The 17,033-nt window shown below is 71.4% G+C and carries 13 protein-coding genes; 5 read left to right on the forward strand and 8 right to left on the reverse strand.

The features are described from left to right. Nucleotides 1-10 precede the first annotated feature (10 nt). The gene (locus BMW35_RS05555; RefSeq protein WP_089668386.1) at nt 11-658 is read right to left on the reverse strand and encodes a hypothetical protein; all 648 of its coding nucleotides are present in this window, start codon (nt 656-658) and stop codon (nt 11-13) included. A 50-nt stretch (nt 659-708) separates the two neighbouring features. Next, nucleotides 709-1,776: a glycosyltransferase family 4 protein gene (locus BMW35_RS05560; protein ID WP_089668387.1), complete on the reverse strand. Its 1,068-nt coding sequence runs from the start codon at nt 1,774-1,776 to the stop codon at nt 709-711. A 129-nt stretch (nt 1,777-1,905) separates the two neighbouring features. Between BMW35_RS05560 and BMW35_RS05565 the strand changes: the two genes are divergently transcribed. Genes BMW35_RS05565 through BMW35_RS05580 form a run of 4 tightly spaced genes read left to right on the forward strand, consistent with a single transcriptional unit; the run spans nt 1,906 to nt 6,873 of the window. Then, the gene (locus tag BMW35_RS05565; protein WP_089668388.1) at nt 1,906-2,856 is read left to right on the forward strand and encodes a polysaccharide deacetylase family protein; all 951 of its coding nucleotides are present in this window, start codon (nt 1,906-1,908) and stop codon (nt 2,854-2,856) included. Between the two features lie 60 nt (nt 2,857-2,916). After that, entirely contained in the window at nt 2,917-4,710 is a 1,794-nt protein-coding gene (locus tag BMW35_RS05570; protein WP_089668389.1) for a S9 family peptidase, read from the forward strand. Between the two features lie 53 nt (nt 4,711-4,763). Beyond that, nucleotides 4,764-5,831 (forward strand): M48 family metallopeptidase, encoded by a 1,068-nt coding sequence (locus BMW35_RS05575; protein WP_089668390.1) that lies wholly within the window; start codon nt 4,764-4,766, stop codon nt 5,829-5,831. 22 nt (nt 5,832-5,853) lie between these two features. Further along, nucleotides 5,854-6,873 (forward strand): lysylphosphatidylglycerol synthase transmembrane domain-containing protein, encoded by a 1,020-nt coding sequence (locus tag BMW35_RS05580; protein WP_089668391.1) that lies wholly within the window; start codon nt 5,854-5,856, stop codon nt 6,871-6,873. Here the strand turns inward: BMW35_RS05580 and BMW35_RS05585 are convergent. Further along, on the reverse strand, nt 6,866-7,924 hold the full coding sequence (locus tag BMW35_RS05585; protein ID WP_089668392.1) for an NAD(P)-dependent glycerol-1-phosphate dehydrogenase: 1,059 nt from the start codon (nt 7,922-7,924) through the stop codon (nt 6,866-6,868). The genes BMW35_RS05580 and BMW35_RS05585 overlap by 8 nt on opposite strands. Before the next feature lie 75 nt (nt 7,925-7,999). Beyond that, on the reverse strand, nt 8,000-8,989 hold the full coding sequence (locus BMW35_RS05590) for an SDR family oxidoreductase (protein ID WP_089668393.1): 990 nt from the start codon (nt 8,987-8,989) through the stop codon (nt 8,000-8,002). A gap of 146 nt (nt 8,990-9,135) precedes the next feature. On the opposite strand from BMW35_RS05590, the gene BMW35_RS05595 reads away from it, so the two are divergent. Continuing rightward, on the forward strand, nt 9,136-9,552 hold the full coding sequence (locus tag BMW35_RS05595) for a hypothetical protein (protein WP_089668394.1): 417 nt from the start codon (nt 9,136-9,138) through the stop codon (nt 9,550-9,552). A 24-nt stretch (nt 9,553-9,576) separates the two neighbouring features. On the opposite strand, the gene BMW35_RS05600 is transcribed toward BMW35_RS05595, so the two are convergent. The 4 genes from BMW35_RS05600 to proS all read right to left on the reverse strand — a co-directional run bounded on the left by BMW35_RS05600 (nt 9,577) and on the right by proS (nt 16,869). Then, on the reverse strand, nt 9,577-10,164 hold the full coding sequence (locus BMW35_RS05600) for a hypothetical protein (protein WP_089668395.1): 588 nt from the start codon (nt 10,162-10,164) through the stop codon (nt 9,577-9,579). Nucleotides 10,165-10,219: 55 nt separating this feature from the next. Further along, nucleotides 10,220-10,729, reverse strand: a complete 510-nt coding sequence (locus tag BMW35_RS05605; protein ID WP_089668396.1) for a hypothetical protein — start codon at nt 10,727-10,729, stop codon at nt 10,220-10,222. Between the two features lie 82 nt (nt 10,730-10,811). Next, nucleotides 10,812-15,278: a glutamate synthase large subunit gene (gene gltB, locus BMW35_RS05610; RefSeq protein WP_089668397.1), complete on the reverse strand. Its 4,467-nt coding sequence runs from the start codon at nt 15,276-15,278 to the stop codon at nt 10,812-10,814. An 85-nt stretch (nt 15,279-15,363) separates the two neighbouring features. After that, complete coding sequence (gene proS / locus BMW35_RS05615; RefSeq protein WP_089668398.1) at nt 15,364-16,869, reverse strand: proline--tRNA ligase; 1,506 nt, start codon at nt 16,867-16,869, stop codon at nt 15,364-15,366. Nucleotides 16,870-17,033: the final 164 nt, after the last annotated feature.

Here is a 17,033-nt window from a genome sequence, read left to right on the forward strand (position 1 = left end):
GGAGCAGCAGTCAAGTGGGGTCGTCGGTGAACCCCGAGTCCTCGGTGCTCGCCGAGAGAGTCTTATCGCCGTCGACGTGCAGGACGAGGACAGCTGTGAACGACACCGACTGGTCGATTACTTCCACTTCGTCCTCGTAGCGGTACGAGCCCTCGGGGAGGCACGTGCCGCCGGTGCCGTCGGTGTACACCCGGTAGCGTTCGGTGACCGCGTCACCCGGGTCGAGTTCGTGGCGTTCGAGACTGCTCTGAATCGCCTGTTCACCATCGAACGGGAACCGCCAGCAGCCGTCGTCCGTCTGCACGGGGTCGCTCCACGGCCCGACGTACGTCTCCGGGTCGACGACGAGTTCGTGCGCCCAGACCGTAGTCTCACCGGGGCCGGAATCGCTGAACAGCAGCGCCGGCCCGAGTCCAACCGTCACCGGCTCGTCGCCCGTGTTCGTGAGCGCAGCCGTCATCGCAATAGGCGATTCGGGGGACTGCTGGGAGACGACTTCGGCCGTGAAGGCGAGACTCGGTTCGGCGTCTGTTCCCGTCGTCGTGGCCGTCGGTGAGCGCGTCTGGCCGGTGTCGGGGGAGAGCGACGCGCAGCCCGCGAGACTGCCGGCGAGCGCCGCACCCGAGAGGTGGAGGACGGAACGTCGGGAAGCCTGCATGAGCGGCCCAACAAGCGCCGCTGGTAAATGTTTTGTACGGGACAGGACCGTCAGAACAGGCCGGCGGACTCCTGAGCGGTCTGGTAGATGTCGAGGTACGAGTCGAGGAAGGACCCGTGGTCGTAGTCGGCAAAGGACTCGTCGACGGCCTTCCGTTCGAGGTCGCCGGCGCGCACGAGACACTCCGTAATCTCCTCGTCGCTGGTCGCCCGGAACCCCCGCTCGTAGGTCTCGACGAGTTCGTGGGCGGAGGACTGGGCGTGGTACTCGACGATGCCGACGCAGCCGCAGGCGAGCGCGCGAAGCAGGTCGAGCGCGAACGACGTGCGTTCGGCGGTGTGGACGTAGACGTGGGCGTTCTTGAAAATCTCGACGCGCTCCTCGACAGACTGGTCGCCGACGAAGTCGACGCGGTCCGCGATGCGGAGGTCGCGGGCCTGCCGCTCGTAGCTCGCGCGCTCGGGGCCGTCGCCGACGACGGTGCAGTTCCAGTCGTACTCCCGGAACTCCGCGAGCGCGAGGAACAGCGATTCGAGGTTCGCGTCCGCGTCGAGGTGGCGGCTGCAGACGATGTCGCCGCCGTCGCCGGGGACGGCCCGCCGAATCTGCTCCATGTCGATGCCGGTCGGGACGACGCGGACGTCCTCGCCGTTCCGTCCGCACTCCCGCACGGACGTCTTCACGGTCCGCGAGGGCGTGACGACGGCGTTCGGCTTCCGGGCGGCGTAGCGGTACGCGCGGCCCGCGAGCCCACCGCTCTCGGTCCGGGCGTCGTACCAGTCGAGGACGACGGGCGCGCCGGCGAGCAGACCGCCCCAGCGAGCGCCGTAGACGTGGCCGGGCGTCCGACTCGTCGCGTGAACCACGTCGGGGTCGATGGTGGAGAGGGCGGGAACGGTCTTCGCCGCGAACCACCGCTGGCCGCGTTCAGCCGTGACTGCGTGGTAGGTGACCCCTTCGTGGTCGAAGGTGTCGGGCTGGCCGTCCCACCACTGCGCACAGCAGACGTGGACGTCGTGGCCGCGGTCGGTCAATCGGTCCGCGAGTAGCTCCAGCCGGTCCAGGTCGTCGCCGCGTGCGTGGTGGGCGGTCGTCTCCGAGACGAACGCCACGCGCATACTCCCGGCCACGGACGACTCCGATAAAAACGGTCCGTTCTGCGGCCGGGCCGCGGACCGTCGATTGACCCCGTCGAGCGGCCGGTAGCCGCCGACTACTTTTCCGGGTACTCGGGGACGGTTGAGGCGATGGCGGTCACGATAAGCATCGAAGTTGAGTTGGCGTGGGGCGTCCACGACATCGACGAGCGCGCACACCTGAGCGCGGACGGCGGCCCCGAGCGCCGCGCGCTCCGGCGGCTCCTCGACCACTGCGACCAGGTCGGCGTCCCGGTCTCGTTCGACGTGGTCGGTCACCTGCTGGAGGGAGACTGCGACGGTGACCACGACGGCCCGCACCGGGACGGCTGGTTCGACGCGGACCCGGGGACCGACCCCGAGCGCGCGCCGCTGTTCTACGCGCCCGACGCCGTCCGGGAGATACGGGACCGGTCGGCCGGCCACGAACTCTGCACGCACACGTACTCGCATCTCGTCTGCGGGCCGGCCGACGCGGAGACGGTCGGTTGGGAGCTCGACCGCGCACAGGACGGCCTGCGGGCCCTCACGGGCTCGGAGACGATGTCCATCGTCCCGCCGAGACACAGCGAGCCGGACGCCGAGACGCTCCGCGACGCCGGCATCGAGATTACGCGCGTGTCGCGGGACACGAGCGGTAACGGGAAGGCGGCGCGAGCCCGCGAACTCGTCGTCGGCCCGCACCCCGTCTTCGAGCCGCGGCTCGTGGACGGCGTCGTGGAGACGTACTGCACGTCGTACCCGTCGCTGGTCTCGTCGACACTGCCGTCCGGGCAGCGCGCGCCGCCAGCCCCCTTCCGCGCGCTCCCCGTCGGGGTGCGGCAGGCGCTCCACCGCCGGTACCTCTCCCGGGCGGTCGACGCAGCCGTCGAGAGCGACGGCGACTGCCACCTCTGGTGTCACCTCTACGACCTCGCGAACGACGCGCAGTGGCCGCCCGTCCGGGACTTCCTCACCGAACTCGCGAACCGCCGGGACCGCGGCGAGGTCGAGGCGTTGACGATGGCGGCGCTGAACGACCGGGTTCGGGCGCGCTCGCGAGCGGCGGTCGCGGACGACTGAGCCGACGCCTCGCAGTTCCGCGACCCGAACCGATAACCGCACCAGCGACCACGTGAGTGTATGGCGTACGACATCGAGCGGTACCTCAACATCAGGGGGGCCGGCGGGCCGTCGCTCGGGCCGAACGGCGAACTCGCGTTCACGCTGGACACGACGGGCACGACGCAGGTATGGCGCGTCGACGAGCCCGAAGCGTGGCCGGACCAGCTGACGTTCCACGACGAGCGCGTGACGTGGGCGTCGTTCTCTCCCACCAGAGCGGAGCTCGTCTACGGCATGGACGAGGGCGGCGACGAGTTCACGCAGCTGTACCGGCTGTCGGCGGACGGCAGCGAGGACGTGCCGCTCACCGACTTCCCCGAGGCGAAGCACAACTGGGGCGGCTGGAGCCACGACGGCGACCGCTTCGCGTACGCGGCGAACCGCCGCGACCAGAGCCAGTTCGACGTCTACGTGCAGGGCCGCGACGAGACCGGGGAGGACGCCGACCTCGTGCTGGAGGGCGACGACATGGACTGGCCGAGCCCGGCCGGCTGGTCGCCGAGCGACGACCGCCTGCTGGTCGCGGACACCCACTCGAACTTCGACGAGGACCTCTACGTGCTGGACCTCGAATCGGGCGAGCTGACGCACGCGACCCCGTTCGAGGCCGACACCCGGTTCTCGTCGGTGGCGTGGGCACCCGACGGCGACGGCGTCTACGTCTCCACGGACCACGAGGCTGACACGCGCTACCTCGGGCTGCTCGACCCCGAGACGGGCGACATCGAGCGGGTCGCCGACGGCGACGGCTGGTCTATCGAGGCCGTCTCCACCGACCACGAGACGGGGCGGCTGGCGTACGTCCGGAACCGCGACGGCTACAGCGAACTCACCGTCGCCGCAGCGGACGGCACGAGCCTCGACGAGTATCCGGAGCCCGACCTCCCCGACGGCGTCGTCATGGGGCTCTCGTGGGGGCCCGACGGCGACGAGCTGGCGGTCGCCGTCTCGGGCGCGACCGAGAACCAGAACCTCCACGTCTTCGACGTGGAATCGGGGTCGAGCGAGCGCTGGACGCGCGCGTCGACGGCCGGCATCCCGAAGTCGACGTTCCGCGACCCCGAACTCGTCCACTACGAGAGCTTCGACGGGCTGGAGATTCCCGCCTTCCTCACGCTCCCCGAGGGCGACGGCCCCCACCCGGTCGTCGTGGACTTCCACGGCGGGCCCGAGGCCCAGCGCCGGCCGTTCTTCACGTCCCTGCGCCAGTACTTCGTGAACAACGGCTACGCCGTCTTCGAACCGAACGTCCGCGGCTCCTCCGGCTACGGGAAGGAGTACATGAACCTCGACAACGTCCGGAACCGGATGGACTCGGTCGCGGACGGCAAGGCCGGCGTCGAGTGGCTCGCCGACCGCGACGACGTCGACGAGGACCGCGTCGTCGCCTACGGCGGCTCCTACGGCGGCTTCATGGTGCTGGCGTCGCTCACCGAGTACCCCGACCTCTGGGCGGCCGGCGTCGACATCGTCGGCATCGCGAACTTCGTCACGTTCCTCGAGAACACGGGCGACTGGCGGCGCGAACACCGCGAAGCCGAGTACGGTAGCCTCGACGAGGACCGCGAGTTCCTCGAATCCATCAGCCCGACGAGCAACGCCGACCAGATTCGGTCGCCGCTGCTCGTGCTGCACGGCGCGAACGACCCCCGGGTGCCGGTCGGCGAGGCCGAACGCATCGTCGAGCAGGCGAGCGAACACGTCCCCGTCGAGAAACTCGTCTTCGAGGACGAGGGCCACGGCTTCTCGAAGCGCGAGAACCAGATCACGGCCTACTCGACGGTGGTCGAGTTCCTCGACGAACACGTGTGACGCGATGAGAACGCCCGCTACAGACTAGTGCGACGAGCCACTACAGACGCGTGATGCACGCGACCGCGCTCGGCGTCCTCCCGGCAGTCGCGTACGCCGTCAGCCGCCTGACCGCCAGCCTCGCGACCCGGACGCCGGACCGGACGCTCGCCGCGACCCGGCTGCGGCGCGCGAACCGACTCCTCCAGGTCGCCGTCGCGCTCGCCGGCGTCGCGCTCGCGACTGACTCCCTGCTCGACGACGCAGTCGTCGCCGCCGTCCCCGGACCCACCGCGCTCGGCGTGCTCGCGGGGCTCGCGGGGACGGTCGTCGTCGGCGGCGTCGCGCCCGCGCTCGCCGTCCACCTCGGGTCCCGGCCCGCGTGGGCGGCCGTCACGCGCGCCGCGCCCGACTACGGCCGCGCAGTGCGGCGCTACCTCCTGTTCGTGACTGTGCTCACCGCGCCCGCGTTCGCCGTCGTCGGCGTCTGGCTCGCCGCGCCGTCGGGCCTGCCCGGGCTCGCCGCGGTCGCACTCGCCGCGCTCGCGCTCGCCGCTGGCCTCCCAGTGCTGGCGGCCCGCCACGCCGGCGTCCGCGAACCGACCGAGCGAGAGCGAGCGTGCGTTCCGGAGTGCGCCCGCGGCCTCCGGGTGCGCGTCGTCGACACGAGCCGGTCGCCGGTCGCGAACGCGCTCGCCGCCGGCGCGCTCCCCGGCTACCGGTACGTCTTCGTCACGGACGCGCTGTTCGCCACGCTCGACGACGACGCCGTGGCCGCCGTCGTCGCCCACGAGGCCGGCCACCACCGCCGCGCCCACGTCGCCGTGCGCTTCCTCGCCGTCGGCGGTGCGCTCGCCCCGGTGTTCCTCGCGGCCGGCGGTATCCTCCCCGGCGTCCTCGCGCCGGCCGTCGCGTCAGTCGTCCTGCTGCTCGCGGCCGGACCAGTCGTCCGGTGGACAGAGTTCGACGCCGACGACTACGCCGCCCGTCACACGTCCCCGGTGGCGATGGAGCGCGCGCTCGCGACCCTCGCCGCCCGCGGCCTGCTCGCCGAGGACCGCGGCCGCCTCGTCGGCCTCGTCTCCCTGCACCCCTCGGTCGACGACCGCCGCGGCCGACTCCAAGACCACAATCCTCATTGACGGGTCGCGTGACCGAGTCGGTGTGGAGTTCCAGCGCCGTCAGGCCGCCGCCCGGTTCGGGGTCGCCGCCGCCGTCGTCGCAGCGCTCGTCTACGGCGTCGGCTGGCGGCGCGTCCTCTCGAATCTCGCGGCGGCGGACCTCTCGCTGTTCGTGCCGGCCGTCGTCGCGTCCCTCGCGGGGATGCTGGTGTCCGCCGAAGGCGTCCGGGTCGCCATCGGCGTGTCGCGCCGGTCGCCGGACGCCAGCCGCACCCGGTACGCCGCCCTCGCCGGGATGTTCGTCCGGTCGGTGCTGCCCGCCGGAAACGTCGGAAAGGGCGCGTTCGTCGCGTACACGGTGAGCCGCGGCGAGACGACATCCGCAAGCCAGGGGCTCGCGGGGGCCGCGAGCTGGGAGTTCCTGAACATGCTCGCGTCCGCCGGGGTCGCGTCGGTCGGCCTGCTCGGCGTCGTCGCGACCGGCCGGGACGCCGGGGACGCACCGCTCGTCCTCGGGGCGTTCGCCGCGCTACTCGCGCTCGCCGTCGGCTCGCTGAGTTTCGCCGTGCAGCGCCGCGACCTCGTGGTCAGCGTCGTGCTCTGGGCCGCCCGGGTCGGTCGCCGCACGCTCGGCCGGCTGGCACCCCGGCTGGACACGTCGCTGTCCCGGGAGCGCGTCCGGTCGACGCTCGACGTCTTCCTCGGCAACATCGGCGCACTCGTCAAGGACCGCCGCCGGCTCGTCGTCGCCCTGCTGGCCGCCCACGTCACGTGGCTGCTCGGCGTAGTGCCGCTGTACCTCTGCCTGGAGGCCGTCGGTCTCGCCGTCGCGCCGTCGGTCGTCCTCGTGGCGATGCCGCTGGCCGGGTTCGCGCTCGCCGTCCCCGTTCCCGGCGGCATCGGGCCGATGGACGCCGCGCTCGGCGGCATCGTCGCCGTGCTCACGGGCTACTCGCTGAGCGCGCTCGCGTCGGCGCTCGTGCTGTTCCGGGTGGCGACGTACGGCACACAGGTGACAGTCGGCGGGCTGGCGCTGTGGCGGCTGCAGACGGCGTTCAGATGACGCCCGTCCGCGTCGCTGCCTCGCGGGCCGCGGCCTCGCTGATGCCGGAGCCGAGAATCGTGTAGCGGTCCCGAATCTCGTGGGCGGAAGTGAGCGCCTCCAGCACTTCTTCCTCGGAGATGCCGAGTTCGTCGGCCGTGGTCGGCGCGTCGAGGCTCGCGAGCGCGTCCCGCACGGCCATCCACTGCCCCTCCTGACCGGAGTGGAGATACTCGGAGAGGATGGAGCCGACACCGACCTGGTGGCCGTGCAGCGCCTTCCCCGGCGCAATGCGGTCGAGCTGGTGGCTGAACAGGTGTTCGCTGCCCGACGCGGGCCGCGAGGAGTCCGCGATAGACATCGCGACGCCGGAGGAGACGAGGGCCTTCACGACGACCCACGCAGACTCCTCCAGTTCGGGCTTGATGTTCGCGGCGTTGTCCACGAGCATCTCCGCGGTCATCTGGGAGAGCGCGCCCGCGTACTCGCTGTACGGGACGTTCTGGAGGCGGTTCGCCAGCCGCCAGTCCTTCACCGCGGTGTAGTTGGAGATGATGTCCGCACAGCCCGCGGTCGTCAGTTCCCACGGCGCGTCCGCGATGACGCCGGTGTCAGCGATGACCGCCAGCGGCGGCGCGGCGGACACCGAGTGCCGGGTGTCGCCCTCCGGGACCGAACCCCGGCCGGAGACGATGCCGTCGTGGCTCGCGGCGGTCGGCACGCTCACGAACCCGACGTTCAGGTGGTCGCTGGCCATCTTCGCGATGTCGATGGCTTTCCCCCCGCCGACCCCGACGAGGTAGCCGGGCTCGACGCGCTCGGCCACGTCGAGGACGCGCTCGACGGAGTCGAAGGTCGCCTCTTCGACGACGACGTACTCGGGGTCGTCCCCGACGGCCTCGAACTGCGCGACGACGTTCTCAGCGGCCACCGTCTTCGGCGTCGGACTCGTCACCACGAGCGGCCGCCCCGTCAGGTGGGTGTCGCGGACGACCTCCACCGCGTCGTCGAGGACGCCGTGCCCGACGACGACGTTCCGCGGGAGGCGAATCCACGTCGACTTCTCGAACATGCTCGACCCTCCCTCGGGGACGAGTAAAAACCTACTCGTCGGCGAGTCCCGCCAGCGCAGCGCCGGCGACGACACTCAGACCGTGTCCAGCACGTCCAGCAGCCGCTCCTCCGTCTCGCGGTCGGGACCGTTGTCCTCGCCCGTCAGCCCGTGCTCGCGGTGAGACTCGACGGTGCGTTCCATCGCCTCGGCGAGCGGCGTCGACTCGTAGCCCAACTCCGCGACTTTGGTGGTGTCCAGCAGATGGGGGTGGTCGCGGTACAGCGGGAAGTCGTCGGGTTCGAGGTCGACGATGGAGAGCTCCCGAGGGCTCGTGTACGAGCGCTCGACGCTCGTGCCGAGGGCGTCCGCTATCAGGTCGAGCATGCGGTCGAGCGTGACGGCGTTGCGGTCGCCGACGTTGTACGCCTCGCCCGGCTCGCCTTCCTCGGCGACGACCCGGAGGCCCTGCGCCACGTCCTCGGCGTAGACGCGCTGCCAGAGGTTCGTGCCGTCCCCGGGCACGACGACCTCGTCGTACTCGGCGACCCGGTCGACCCAGTACGCGAGGCGCTCGGTGTAGTCGTGGGGGCCGTAGACGACCGGCGGCCGCACCGACATCGCGTTCACTCCGCGGTCCGCGGCCTGGAAGACGATGCGGTCGCCGGCCGCCTTCCGCGCGCCGTACGTCTCCGGCGAGTCGTCGGTCGCCGCCTCGGCCGAGCAGGACTCCAGAGCGGTCTCTCCCTCGCGCTTCGGCACGTCCTCGTCGGCGTACGCCGCGCCGCTGGAGATGTAGACGTAGGCGTCGACGCCGCTGAAAATCTCCGTCGCCGACTCGACGTCTCGCGGCTTGTACGCGACGCAGTCGAAGACCGCGTCGGGCTCAACCTCGCGCTTCGCTTGGAGGAGGTCCCGGCGCTCGGTCCGGTCGCCCTCCACCCGGGCGACGCGGTCGTCCTCGGCGAACGGGTCGTCGTGGTTCCCGCGGTTGAACGTCGTCACGTCGTAGCCGTGGTCGAGCAGTTCCGCGACGAGGTGGCGGCCGATGAACCGCGTGCCGCCGACGACGAGTGCCGTGTCCATGCTCGCACGGTTGACTCCTGACCAAAAAGCCGTATCGAATGGGGAACTGGGACCCCACGAGGGCTGCGCTCGCGGACCGCTCGTCCGGTGTCGGCAGTGAGCCGGGTGCGGGCTTTTAGTCGGTGGCGAGTCGAAAACCGAACACCGTGACGTATTCGCGCTCAGACGAGAACCGGCGGACTGCCGTCGCCATCGGTGTCGCCGCCGGGCTCGCGTCCCTCGTCGGTCTCCTCGGCTCCGACATACCCCTGACCGCCGACCAGCCGTTCGTCCTCGTGGCCGCGCTCGCAGCGACGAGTCTCGGCGTCGGCAGCGTCGGGACAGTGTCGTGGTACCTGTTCGTCGAACAGTCCCTGCTGGTGCCCGCAGTGGCCGGGTTCGGGTACGTCGGCGTCGTGACTGCCGGCGTGTTCCTCGGTCAGCAGCCGGCGGCCGTCGAGACGCTGTTGACCAAGTGGCTCTACGCCGCTGGCGTCGTCCTCGCTGGTGGAGCAGTCGAGTACGCTGTTCGCCGCGGGGTACAGCGGGCCGTCGGCCGACTCGGGCCGAGACCGCTGCACTAGGGCGGCCCGGGTGCGACAGCGTGGCTATTCGACAGTGAACGGCGCGACCAGCGACACCGTCGCGTCGCCGATGTCGGCGGTCGCAGCGAACGCGTACTCGCCCGGGTCGAGGTCCTTCGGGCCGCCGTAGACGCGGTCGCCGTCGGTGTCGACGGTGGCGTCGCCGACGCCCACGCGCCACTGGAGGCGCTCCCCGGACGCGAGCACGACCCAGGGTTCGATGGTCGGCTCCTGGTCGACGCGCGCCCAGCCGCCGTCTTTCTCGCGGTAGACCCCCCAGTCGTAGGGGTTCAGGCCGACCGACTCGGTGTCCTCGGTGACGAGCGTCAGTTCGAGGACCTCGCCCGAAGTCAGGCGGTCGGCGTTCTGGCCGAAGGAGACGCCGCGGTCGCCCCCCTCGCCCGCGCAGACGGTCGCGTCCGCGGAGTCGTGGATGGCCGGACAGGACCGTCCGTGGTCGGCGAGCGCGTCGCCGTCGCCTCGCGTCGCCGAGTCACGCTGCGTCGTGGACTCGTCCCGCGTCGCCGGTTCGTCGCCGTCGGAGACGGCGCGGCCGAGGCAGCCGGTCGTCGCGACCAGGCCGGCGGTCGCGAGGAACGCTCTTCGCTTCATAGATACACGAAGTGCAGCCACGTAAGAAGGCTTTGTGTGGGCTGAAACGACAGTTTCACCCCACGACGGCGAACCGGGCGACCGACTCGAACCGGGTGCCGTCGCGACGCCCTCGGGCGACGAACGCGTGCTCGCCCGGTTCGACGTCGACGGGACCGACGTACCGGGTCTGCGTGGAGAACGTGCCGACGCCACCGGACGCGTCGCGGCCGTCGTCGAGCAGGAGGACCCAGCCGGTCTCCCCGCTCGCGTCGAGCGTTCTGGACGCGCCACCGGGACCGGCCGCGACAGTCCTCCACCCGTCGCTGGTCGACCGGTAGACCGCCCAGTCGCCGGTCTCGACGTCGATTCGGGTGTCGGCCTCGTTCGTGGCGACGAACTCGGGGTTCGGGCCGCCGGCGGGGACCGTCCCGGGCCCGGACAGCGAGAGCGCGTCCGCGCAGGCAGCGCCGGTGCGTCCCGTGACGACCGCGCAGCGCGACCGGCGGGACGCCCCGCCGGTGAGCGACACCAGCCCCACCCCGAGCACGCCGAGCGCAGCCCGGCGCGTCACCTTCTCGGTCACGGACCCGACTACACCACCCCCCACAAAAGCCGTGGCGCGGACTCAAATCGCAGTTTGAGTCAGCGCAGTCCCCGGTTCCGGGTCAGTCCGCGCTCCCGGCCACCGAGGGGTCCTCGCAGACGCTCGCGGGCAGCGACCGCCGGGCGTCGGCCTCCGGGCGCTCGTCGATGGCGTCCCGGTAGGCGTCCGGCATCACCACCGCGAACTCGGAGACGGCGGCCGGCCAGTCAGCCAGCAGGTCGGCCGCGCGCTCGCTGTCCGTGCGGGCGGCGTGGTTCTCCACGAGCCGGCGGACGGCGGCCTCGTCGCGGTCGGAGAGGTCCCGGGAAACGCGCACCATCTCGGTGTTGCAGCGGTCCACGAAGTCGCCGTCGGGGTCGTGGACGTACGCGACGCCGCCACTCATCCCGGCCGCGAAGTTCCGGCCCACGTCGCCGAGCACGACAACGATGCCGCCGGTCATGTACTCGCAGCCGTGGTCGCCGACACCCTCCACGACGGCGTTCGCCCCCGAGTTCCGGACGGCGAACCGCTCGCCGGCGACGCCGTTCACGTAGCACTCGCCGTCGGTCGCGCCGTACAGCGCGACGTTCCCGACGACCGTGTTCTCCGCCGGGTCGAAGCCCGCGCCCGGCGGCGTCTCGACGGCGAGCGTGCCGCCGGAGAGTCCCTTGCCGACGTAGTCGTTCGCAGCGCCGGTGAGGTCGAACGTGACCCCCGACGCGAGGAACGCGCCGAAGGACTGCCCGGCGGTGCCGTCGAGGGAGACGCGGACGCTGTCCTCCGGGAGGCCGGCGGTGCCGTGCTTGCTCGTGACGGCGTGCGAGAGCCGCGCCCCTACCGAGCGGTCGCTCGTGTCGATGCTGCGAGACAGCGAGACGCTGCCGTCGCCCGCGAGCGCCGGCCCGGCGGCCGAAATCAGGTCCTCGTCGAGCGCCACGTCGGGGGCGTCCTGCCCGCGCGTCCGCATCCGGTCGTCGCCCGAGGGCTCGGCGAGGACGCGGGAGAGGTCGAGGCCGTTCGCGCGCTCGCTGTCGGCCGCGGCCTGCGAGAGGTGTTCGACGCGGCCCACGAGGTCGTCGACCGTCTCGTAGCCGAGGTCGGCGGCGACCTCGCGGAGTTCCCGGGCGACGAACCGGAGGTAGTTCCCGACGCGCTCGGGGGTGCCCCGGTAGCGCTGCCGGAGTTCGGGGTCCTGAGTGGCGACGCCGGTCGGGCAGTTGTTCGTGTGGCAGATGCGGGCCATTACGCAGCCCGCGGAGACCAGCGACGCCGTGCCGAACGCGAACTCCTCGGCACCGAGCAGCGCGCCGACGGCGACGTCGCGGCCGGTCTTCAGACCGCCGTCGACGCGCAGCGTCACCCGGGAGCGAAGGCCGGTCTCCCGCAGCAGCTGGTTCGCTTCGGCGAGCCCGAGCTCCCACGGGAGCCCGGCGTGCTTGATGCTCGTCTTCGGGCTCGCGCCCGTGCCACCGGAGTGCCCGGAGATGTGGATGCAGTCCGCGCCCGCCTTCGCGCAGCCCGCGGCGACCGTGCCGATGCCCGCCTCGGCGACGAGCTTGACGTGGACGCGGGCGTCCGGGTTCGCCGCCCGAAGGTCCGCAATCAGTTGCTTGAGGTCCTCGATGCTGTAGATGTCGTGCTGGGGCGGCGGGCTGATGAGCCCGACGCCGGGCGTCGAACAGCGCACGTCCGCAATCATCTCGTTGACCTTCGACCCGGGGAGGTGGCCGCCCTCACCGGGCTTCGAGCCCTGTGCCATCTTTATCTGGAGGTCGTCGGCCGCGCCGAGGTACGTCGACGTGACGCCGAAGCGGCCCGAGGCCACCTGCTTGATGGCGCACTCCCTGTCGGTGTCGAAGCGCTCCGGCGGCTCCCCGCCCTCGCCCGTGTTCGCCTTCGCGCCCAGTTCGTTCGCCGCCTCGGCGTTCGTCTCGTGGGCCTCGGGGCTGAGGCTCCCGAGGCTCATCGCCGCCGTCGAGAACCGCTCCACGATGTCCTCGACTGGCTCGACGTCCTCGACGGGAATCGGGTCTCGGTCCGCGGTGTCGACATCGAGCAGCCCGCGCAGCGTCTGGAGGCGCTCGGTCTGCTCGTTCACGTGGCTCGCGTACTCCCGGAAGGCGTCGTAGTCGCCGCCCTCGACGGCCTCGTGGAGGCTGTGGACGGTGTCGGGGTTCCACTGGTGGTGGCGGCCGCCGGTGCGGTTCTCGAACTCGCCGATGCGGTCGATTCTGGGGTCCGCCCCGCCGAACCCGGCCTCGTGGCGGGCGCGCACGTCGGCCGCCAGGTCGTCGAGGTCGGCCCCGCCGGTCCGGTTCGGCGTCCCCTCGAAGAAGCGCTCGACGACCGACTCGTCGAGGCCGACCGCCTCGAATATCTGGGCTCCCCGGTAGGACTCCACCGTCGAGATGCCCATCTTGGACTGGACTTTCAGCAGGCCGTCCTCCAGCGCGCCGACGTACGACGCGACGGCGTCGTGGGCGTCCGGGCCGTCCGGGCCGGCGACGAGGTCCCGGACCGACTGGATAGCGAGGTAGGGGTTCACCGCGCCAGCGCCGTAGCCGACCGTCGCGGCGAGCTGGTGGACGGTGCGCACGTCGCCCGCTTCGACGACGAGGCCGACGCGCGCCCGCAGCCCCTCCCGGACGAGGCGGTGGTGGACGGCACCCGTCGCCAGCAGCGACGGGACCGGGAGCGCGTCCTCGCCCGCCGCGCGCTGAGAGAGGACGACCAGTTCCGCGCCGTCCTCGACGGCCGCCTCGGCCGCCGCCTGCACGCGCTCGACCGCCGCTTCGAGGTCGTCGTCGGGGTCGAACGCGAGGTCGACGGTCTCGGCTGGCCGGCCCGCCGAGTAGAGCGCGTCGAGGTCGGCGTCGGCGAGGACGGGGCTGTCGAGGACGACCTGGCGGGCGTGCTCGGGGGACTCCCCGAGGAGGTTCCGCTGGCGGCCGAGCCGGGTCTCCAGGCTCGTCACGAGGTCCTCCCGCAGGTAGTCGATGGGCGGGTTCGTGACCTGCGCGAACAGCTGCCGGAAGTACGACGCCAAGGGAAGGTCGAACTCCGAGACGCCCGGCAGTGGCGCGTCGTCGCCCATCGAGCCGACGGGGTCGTGGCCGTCCTCGGCCATCGGCGCGACGAGTTCGGAGAGCTCGTCCTCGGTGTAGCCGAACATCGCCTGCTCGGCGCGCAGGTCGTCGGTCGGGTCCCTCGGCAGCGTGTCGCCGCCGGTCGCGAGCCGGACCTGCTCGTCGTCGACCCACTCCCCGTAGCGGTCGTCGGTGAGGTCGCCGAACACGTCCTCGTCGTCGACGACGCCGCGGCCGGGTTCGGCGAGGAACAGCTCTCCCGGCTGGAGGCGGCCGCGCTCCGCAACGTCGCTGGCGTCCGACTCGAGAGCCCCCTGCTCGGACGCCATCACGAGCGTGCCGTCCGACCGGACCTCGTACCGGCAGGGCCGCAGGCCGTTCCGGTCGAGGACGGCACCGACGCGGTCGCCGTCCGTGCCGACGACGAGCGCCGGGCCGTCCCAGGGCTCCACGAGGCTGGCGTGGTAGTCGTAGAAGTCCCTGCGCGCGTCGCTCATCTCGTCGTCGCCCTGCCAGGCCTCCGGGACGAGCATCCGGAGCGCGTGCGGGAGCGAGCGCCCCGTCTGCAGGAGGAGTTCGAGCGCGTTGTCGACGCTCGCCGTGTCGGACTGCTCGGGGTCGTCGATGACCGGGAGCACGGTGTCGAGTTCGTCGTCGGTGAAGCCCTCGGCCCGGAGGTCGGCCTCCCGGGCGCGCATCCAGTTCACGTTGCCGTCGATGGTGTTGAACTCGCCGTTGTGGACGATGGTCCGGAACGGGTGGGCGAGGTCCCAGGCACCCAGCGTGTTCGTGGAGAACCGGGCGTGGACGAGCGCGAACCCGGTCTCGACGCGCTCGTCGCGGAGGTCCGGGTAGTAGCCGGCGAGCTGCGTGCCCTTCAGCAGGCCCTTGTAGGCGACCGTGTCGGGGTCGAGCGAGCAGACGTAGAAGCGGTCGTGGTCGACGGCGGCCTCGGCGGCCTGCCGGCCGACGTACAGCGCCCGCTCGAAGTTCTCGCAGCCGTCGGGTCGCACGAGCGCCTGCGCGACGTGGGGCTCCGAGTCGCGGGCCGTCTCCCCGAGGTCGGTGTTGTCGGTCGGGACTGCCCGCCAGTCGTCGACCGAGAGCCCCCAGTCAGCGAGCGCGTCCTCGACGGTCTCGACGACGCGTTCGCGCTCTTCGGCGTCCCGCGGGAGGAACAGCGACCCGACCGCGTACGTCTCCGGCAGGCCGTCGAAGACGTCCGCGAAGAGCGCGTCCGGCGTCTGTATCAGCGCGCCCGCGCCGTCACCGGTGTTCGGTTCAGCGCCCGTCGTCCCGCGGTGGTCGAGGTTCTCCAGCGCGTCGAGCGCGTCCGCGAGGACGCGGTGTGACTGTCCCCCGTCGAGGTCCACGACGACCCCGACTCCGCAGTTCGAGCGCGCGTCGCTCGGGTCCGCGAGGAGGTCGGAGTCGTCGTCGCCGACGTCGTTCCCGTGCATGTGCGAATCAGTCGCACACGAGGATAAGACGCTACCCCTGAATGACTAAATACGACCGAAGTGTGACTAAGGGTGTATAAGGTCGTTAGTACGACTTCGCGAAGTACGCCGTCTCCGTCGCGTCCTCGCCACAGACCGCGCAGTCCTCGCCCTCGTGGTCGGGCTCGGGCACGCGGTCGCCCTCGAACTCGGAGGCCGCGCGGGCCGCCGACTCCTCGCCCAGCGGCACCATCACGATCTCTGCCGCAATCTGGTCCTTGATCTCGGCCTCGCAGTCCTCGTCACCACACCACGGCGCTTTCACGTAGCCGCCGTGCTGGCCGATGGTGCCCAGAATCTCCGCGCGGTCGCTGGCCTCGCGGACGTTCTCGTCGAGGCGCTCGGCGGCCGCGTCGTAGAGCTTGTCGTACACCTCGTCGAGGTGGTCGTGGACGCTCGCCGTGATGTCAGCGCGGTCCTCGACTGTGCTCTCGCCGTCGGGCCGGTGGACGACCGTGACCTCCTCGTCCTCGACCTCGTTCGGCCCGATTTCGAAGCGCACCGGGACGCCCTTCAGCTCCCACTCGTTGAACTTGAAGCCGGGATTCCGGCCGTCGCGGTCGTCGAAGTGGACCCGCACGCCCTGCGCTTCCAGTTCCGCCGCGACCTCCGAGCAGTACTGCTCGACGTCCTCCTTGGTGTCCTCCTGCCAGATGGGGACGATGACGACCTGCTTCGGCGCGACGGTCGGCGGCAGCACGAGGCCCTGGTCGTCGCTGTGGCTCATGATGAGCGCGCCGATGGCGCGCCACGACAGCCCCCAGGAGGTCGTGTACGCCGTCTTCTCGGCCTCGTCCTCGTCGCTGAACGTGATGTCGAACGCCTCGGCGAACGACTGCCCGAGGTGGTGGCTGGTGCCGCCCTGCACGGACTTCCCGTCGGGCATCAGGGCCTCGACTGTCGTGGTCGTGTCTGCGCCCGGGAACTTGTCGTGGTCGGGCTTCTGGCCGCGCAGCACCGGGATGCCCAGCACGTCCTCGTAGAGGCGCTGGTACTGGTCGAGTCGCAGCGTCGTCTCCGCCCACGCGCCCTCGTCGCTGGCATGGGCCGTGTGGCCCTCCTGCCAGAGGAACTCCTTCGTGCGGAAGAACGGCTTCGTCTCCGTCGCCTCCCAGCGCACGACGGAGTTCCACTGGTTCAGCCGCAGCGGGAGGTCGCGGTGCGAGCGCACCCACTGGGACATGTACGGCGCGATGATGGACTCCGAGGTCGGGCGGACCGCGAGTCGCTCTTCGAGTTCGTCGTGGCCGCCGTGGGTCACCCACGCCACCTCGGGGTCGAAGCCCTCAACGATGTCTTTCTCCCGTTCGAGGTAGTTCTCGGGGATGAACATCGGGAAGTAGGCGTTGTCGACGCCGGTCTGCTTGAACCAGCCGTCGAGGTTGTCCTGGATGGCCTCCCAGAGCGCGTAGCCACGCGGCCGAGTGACGATAAAGCCGCCCATCGGGGCGTAGTCGGCGAGACCCGCCTTCTGGACGACCTCGGCGTACCAGTCGCCGGGGCTGTGCTCCTTGGACTCGGTGATGCCGAGTTCCTGGTCGTCGTCGCTCATTGCTGGAACACTCGCCTGACGCGCTCTTAAATCCCGTGAAGCGCCCGCGAACCGCCGGCCGACTGACCGCCGGGGCGCGCACCCGACCCGTGGCTGGCCGCCACGTGGCCGCAGTTCGGTCACGATCGGGCACCGAGCGGTTTCCGGCGGGCTGTCGAATCGGC

This window comes from Halobacterium jilantaiense, from assembly GCF_900110535.1.
Taxonomy (GTDB): domain Archaea; phylum Halobacteriota; class Halobacteria; order Halobacteriales; family Halobacteriaceae; genus Halobacterium; species Halobacterium jilantaiense.

Excerpts from the sequence above, each read along its gene's own strand:
- BMW35_RS05555 (WP_089668386.1), bottom strand. The coding sequence starts at position 658 with ATGCAGGCTTCCCGACGTTCCGTCCTCCACCTCTCGGGTGCGGCGCTC.
- BMW35_RS05560 (WP_089668387.1), bottom strand. The coding sequence starts at position 1,776 with ATGCGCGTGGCGTTCGTCTCGGAGACGACCGCCCACCACGCACGCGGC.
- BMW35_RS05565 (WP_089668388.1), top strand. The coding sequence starts at position 1,906 with ATGGCGGTCACGATAAGCATCGAAGTTGAGTTGGCGTGGGGCGTCCAC.
- BMW35_RS05570 (WP_089668389.1), top strand. The coding sequence starts at position 2,917 with ATGGCGTACGACATCGAGCGGTACCTCAACATCAGGGGGGCCGGCGGG.
- BMW35_RS05575 (WP_089668390.1), top strand. The coding sequence starts at position 4,764 with ATGCACGCGACCGCGCTCGGCGTCCTCCCGGCAGTCGCGTACGCCGTC.
- BMW35_RS05585 (WP_089668392.1), bottom strand. The coding sequence starts at position 7,924 with ATGTTCGAGAAGTCGACGTGGATTCGCCTCCCGCGGAACGTCGTCGTC.
- BMW35_RS05590 (WP_089668393.1), bottom strand. The coding sequence starts at position 8,989 with ATGGACACGGCACTCGTCGTCGGCGGCACGCGGTTCATCGGCCGCCAC.
- BMW35_RS05600 (WP_089668395.1), bottom strand. The coding sequence starts at position 10,164 with ATGAAGCGAAGAGCGTTCCTCGCGACCGCCGGCCTGGTCGCGACGACC.
- gltB (WP_089668397.1), bottom strand. The coding sequence starts at position 15,278 with ATGCACGGGAACGACGTCGGCGACGACGACTCCGACCTCCTCGCGGAC.
- proS (WP_089668398.1), bottom strand. The coding sequence starts at position 16,869 with ATGAGCGACGACGACCAGGAACTCGGCATCACCGAGTCCAAGGAGCAC.